This is a genomic window from Roseateles sp. P5_B10, from assembly GCF_056400485.1.
Window position 1 is genome coordinate 1 of the sequence record NZ_JBFULE010000441.1, and the last position, 4,418, is coordinate 4,418.

5 protein-coding genes are annotated in these 4,418 nt (G+C 64.8%); 2 read left to right on the forward strand and 3 right to left on the reverse strand.

The window, feature by feature from the left end:
• The first annotated feature begins 127 nt into the window (after positions 1-127).
• Together AC1DU6_RS21415 and AC1DU6_RS21420 are read left to right on the forward strand one after the other, a co-directional pair.
• Positions 128-412: a hypothetical protein gene (locus tag AC1DU6_RS21415; protein WP_457326247.1), complete on the forward strand. Its 285-nt coding sequence runs from the start codon at positions 128-130 to the stop codon at positions 410-412.
• A gap of 76 nt (positions 413-488) precedes the next feature.
• Positions 489-971 (forward strand): GNAT family N-acetyltransferase, encoded by a 483-nt coding sequence (locus tag AC1DU6_RS21420; protein ID WP_457326101.1) that lies wholly within the window; start codon positions 489-491, stop codon positions 969-971.
• Here AC1DU6_RS21420 and AC1DU6_RS21425 read toward each other — a convergent pair.
• From AC1DU6_RS21425 to AC1DU6_RS21435, 3 genes are read right to left on the reverse strand one after another with little or no spacing between them, the layout of a single operon-like run.
• A complete protein-coding gene (locus tag AC1DU6_RS21425) occupies positions 943-1,548 on the reverse strand; it encodes a M15 family metallopeptidase (RefSeq protein ID WP_477859450.1) in 606 nt (201 codons plus the stop codon). The genes AC1DU6_RS21420 and AC1DU6_RS21425 overlap by 29 nt on opposite strands.
• Positions 1,545-2,444: a LysR family transcriptional regulator gene (locus tag AC1DU6_RS21430; protein ID WP_056192080.1), complete on the reverse strand. Its 900-nt coding sequence runs from the start codon at positions 2,442-2,444 to the stop codon at positions 1,545-1,547. Before AC1DU6_RS21430 ends, AC1DU6_RS21425 begins: the two co-directional genes overlap by 4 nt.
• Complete coding sequence (locus AC1DU6_RS21435) at positions 2,441-4,024, reverse strand: ABC transporter substrate-binding protein (RefSeq protein ID WP_477859452.1); 1,584 nt, start codon at positions 4,022-4,024, stop codon at positions 2,441-2,443. The genes AC1DU6_RS21430 and AC1DU6_RS21435 overlap by 4 nt, the downstream gene beginning before the upstream one ends.
• Positions 4,025-4,418: the final 394 nt, after the last annotated feature.

Sequence of the window (4,418 nt, forward strand, 5' to 3'; positions counted from 1 at the left end):
TCGTTGTTCACTATTCCTATGGTCAGCGTGGCAAGCTCTGATTCTTCGGAGTCGAAGAGTGCTACCTAACCAATTGCTGCAGCGGACGGCTCCGCCGCCCGCTGAGCGCCAACGTCAGAGCGCATCAATGAAATCCTACGCAACCATCGCTCGCCGAGCGGTACGCATCCTCGGGCACCCAAACAGTGGGTGGTCGCCCGCAGATCCGGATGACGATAACGCGCTGGAGATCGAGTTTCGATTCGAGATCACGGACGATGGAAACAAGAACTTCTTGCTTGTTTGCCATTCGTTGGATGGGCGCTATGCCGCCGATACCTGGCATGAAACCCTTGAGGAGGCCGTTGCCTGTGCACAAGACTCCTATGACATCGCGCCATCGGAATGGATGATGTCTGGGCCCACCACCTAACTGAGTGAGCAGGCCGTGACGCAGACCAGCGCGTCAGGCGAGTTATGCCTTCCCTACAAGCCATGGAGCCATTTGCTTGACGAGCATCACCTTTGAATCTGCCAACCAGCCGGAGGTCATCGCCCTCATCGCCGAGTTGGACGCCTACCAGGACACCCTTTATCCGCCCGAAGCCCGGTATGCCTTGGACCTGGCTTCGCTGACCCAGCCGAACGTCGTCTTCGCCGTGGCCCGGGATACGGTGGGGCGGGCCGTGGGCTGCGGCGCAGTCGTGCTGACCCCGGAGTTCGGCGAGCTCAAGCGCATGTTCATCAGCCCGGCGGCACGTGGTCAGGGGCTGGCCCAGCGGCTGCTGTCCGAGCTGGAAGCCGAAGCGGCCGCTCGGGGTTGCAGGCTGGTGACGCTGGAGTCGGGGCCCTACCAGCTCGAAGCGCTGGCGCTGTATGCCCGATGCGGCTACGTCCACCGCGGGCCCTACGGYGGCTATGCCGACGATCCCTTGAGCGTCTTCATGGAGAAGCGCATCGACGTCAAAGCACCCGCGGCAGATCCCGCCTGACCGCGACGCGGTCGCCGAAGTCGAAATGCCACCACTCGGTGGCGATGCCGTGAAAGCCCGCCTCGCGCATCGCTGCGCGCAGCCAGCCACGCTCCACAAGGTGTTCGGGCGTCAGCGCGCCCAGGGCCAGGTGCTCGGCCTCGTGGTCGGGGTGGGAGGCCAGCGTCATCTCGTCGAAGCCGCTGCCCATGTCGACCTCGCGGCCTTGCGGGTCGAGCAGCGTCAGGTCCACGGCCATGCCAAAACTGTGGATGGAGCCGCGCTCGGGGCTGGCGAGATACATCGTCAACGGCGTGCCCTGCAGCTCGTCCCACAGGCGCTGCTGCACGCGCTGGGGGCGCAGGGCGTCCAGCAYGAGCAGGCGGTAGCCGGGGCGGCGCTCATGCAGCCATGCGGCGGCCTGCTCCAGCGCGTCCGCGGCCTCGCGGCGCAGCCAGGCGCAGTCGATGCCGGCGTAAACGGAATGGCCGACGAAGTTGTCGGCCGTCGCGTAGCGCAGATCCACGGCGATGCCGTGCTGCAGCGAGGCGAGCGGGCGGAAGTCCGAATGCGAGGCAATGTCTTCGATGCGAATCACGGCAGTCGAGAAAGGTGTTCGTGCGCAGCGGCCGTGATGAACTTGACCAGGCGGCGCGAGGCCTGGCCCAGCGGCGCGCTGGCGGCGCTGAGCAGATAGAGCTGCACCGGCACGGTGGGTGACAGCGGCCGCACGCGGACCTTGCTGGCGTCGGCGCTGGCGGCGGTGAAGGGGTCCACCAGCGTCATGCCCACACCGGCCTCGACGAGGGCGCGTGCGAGCTGGTAGGTCTGCACGGTGATGCGGCTGGCCAGCGGCTGGCCCAGGGCCTCGCCGGCGTGGTGCAGCAGGCCGGCGAGCGGGTCGTCGCTCTGCAGGCCGACGATCTCGGTGCGGATGTCGGCCAGGCCCAGCGGCCCCTCGCCCTTGGCCTCGGGGCTGTTCAAGGGGCACAGGGCAACCATGGCGCCGCTGGCGATGACCTCGGCCTTGATGCCGGGATGGCGCGGGTCCTGCAGCGACAAGGCCAGGTCGGCCTCGCCCAGCAGCAGGGCCGACACGATCTCGCGCGTGTGATGGGTGGCCAGCGAGCAGCTCGCGTTCGGGTAGGCCTTGCACCAGGGCGTCATCGCGGCGGGCACGATGGCCATCGCGAGGGCTGGTGTGGCGACGAGGCGCACCTGCTCGCTCTCGCCGCTCTTCAGGTTGGCCGCCAGGCGGCGGATGCCGACGAGATCGCGGTTGAGCTTGTCGATCTCGACGAAGAGGCGCTGGGCCTCGGGCGTCGGATAGAGCTTGCCGCGTACGCGGTCGAACAGCGCCATGCCGAGCTGCAGCTCGCAATGCTGCAGCACCTTGGTCACGGCCGGCTGGGAAATGTGCAGCAGCTGGGCGGCGCCGCTGATGGTGCCGGCCTGCATGATGGCGTGGAAGACTTCGATGTGGCGCAGCCTCACTTGCGATACACCCCTTCGAAGTTCACTGAGCCGTTGGGCGCCATCTTGAAGCCCACCACGTCCTTGCGGATGGGGATGTAGACGGTCGAATGCGCCATCGTGATCCAGGGCCGCTCGTGCTTGAAGATCTCCTGGGCCTTCTCGTACAGCGCGATGCGCTTTTTCTGGTCGGGCGTCGCGCGGGCCTCGTCGATGAGCTTCTCGAATTCGGCGTTGCAGAACTTGATGCCGCTCTTGTTGGCCGCGCAGCTCAGGTTGGGCGTCAGGAAGTCGTCCGCATCCCCGGTCTCGCCGCTCCAGCCACTCATGTAGACGTTGTGCTCGCCGTTGTTGGCGCGCTTGAGGTACTCGCCCCACTCGAAGGTCTTGATGCTGGCCTTGACGCCGATCTTGGCCCAGTCCTGCTGGATCAGCTGGGCCATCAGCTGGCCGTTCGGGTTGGTCGGGCGCTGCACGGGCAGGGCCCAGAGGTCGATCTCGAAGCCGTTGGGAAAGCCCGCCTTGGCCAGCAGCGCCTTGGCCTTCGCCGGGTCGAACTCGTTCTTCAGCTTCTTGTTGTAGCCGGGGATGGCCGGCGGGAAGGCGCTGACGGCCTGCATGGCGTCGCCGCGCGGGAACAGGGCCTTGAAGATGGCGTCGCGGTCGACGGCAATGTCCAGGGCCTCGCGCACCTCGCGCTTGTCGGTGGGCGGCTTCTTCAGGTTGAAACTCAGGTAGGAGATGTTGAGCGCCTGGATCTTCTCGATGCTGATGTTGGCGTTGTTCGCCAGCGGGGCGATGTCGACGTCGCGCAGGGCTGCCGTTACATGGCATTCGCCGGCGGCGATCTTCTGCACGCGCACATTGGGCTCACGGCTGATGCTGAAGACCAGATTCGACGTGGGCTGCTTGCCGCCCCAGTAATCTGGGTGCGCTTCCATACGCAGCACGTCGTCCTTGGCATAACTTTTGAAGCGAAAGGGCCCCGCGCCGACCGGCTGCACATTGATTTGCGAGGCCTTTCCTTCCTTCAGTAGCTGCGCGGCGTACTCGGCGGACTGGATGCCCGCCCAGGCGAAGGCGAAGTTTGCGACGAATGTCACATTGGGCTGACGAAGCCGGAAACGAATTGTGCGGTCGTCGATTTTGTCGATGCCCTCGATCAGCTTGGTCAGTCCAAGGTTCTGCGGGTAGATGAAATTTGCCGGAAACGCCCTGTTGAACGGGTGGTTGGGGTCGATGAAGCGTTGAAAAGTGAACAGCACATCATCTGCATTGAGGTTGCGGGTGGGCCTGAACCAGGGGGTGGTGTGGAACTTCACGCCGTCCCGCAATCTGAAAATGAAGCTCTTCGCGTCGGGCGAGATTTCCCAGCTTGTGGCGAGCTTGGGGGTCAGCTCCGTCGTGGGTCGTTTGAAGCCAAGCAACCCGTCGAACATCTGTGCGCTGACCGTGTTGGTGCTAGCGCTGTCCCACATTCCAGGGTCAAAACCTTCCGGACTGGCGTCGGCGCAGTAGATCAGCGGCTTGTTTTGGGCTTGCACCGCAGGCGCGCTGGCCAGCGCAACCAGGGTCAGCAGGGCGAAGTGCAGGGGCTTCATGACGGTGGCTTTTCAGAGGGAGAACGGGCGGGAATTGTTTGGAGCACGACCCGTCGCGGCAAGGGCGGCGAAGGTCGAGACGCATAACCCAAACTTATACCCTCCGCGCCCCCTAGTTCGTAACGTTTAGCCACGGTCCCGTCAGGGCCTGCCATCAGAATCCGTTCCGCCCCCCTAGGCCACCCCCCTAGTACCGAAGTGCAGCGACGTTCGCTGCTAAGGATTGCTTTTCCATGACTGACCCCCAGCGCCGTAAATTCCTCCAGTATTCAGCCGCTCTTGGCGGAGCTGTTCCCTTGGCCGGTTGCGGTGGTGGAGGGGGAGAGGCCATGGCCGAGGCGACTGCGTCGGACGGAGCGACCGTCACTGCTTCGGTGATCAAGCTGCCCACGAC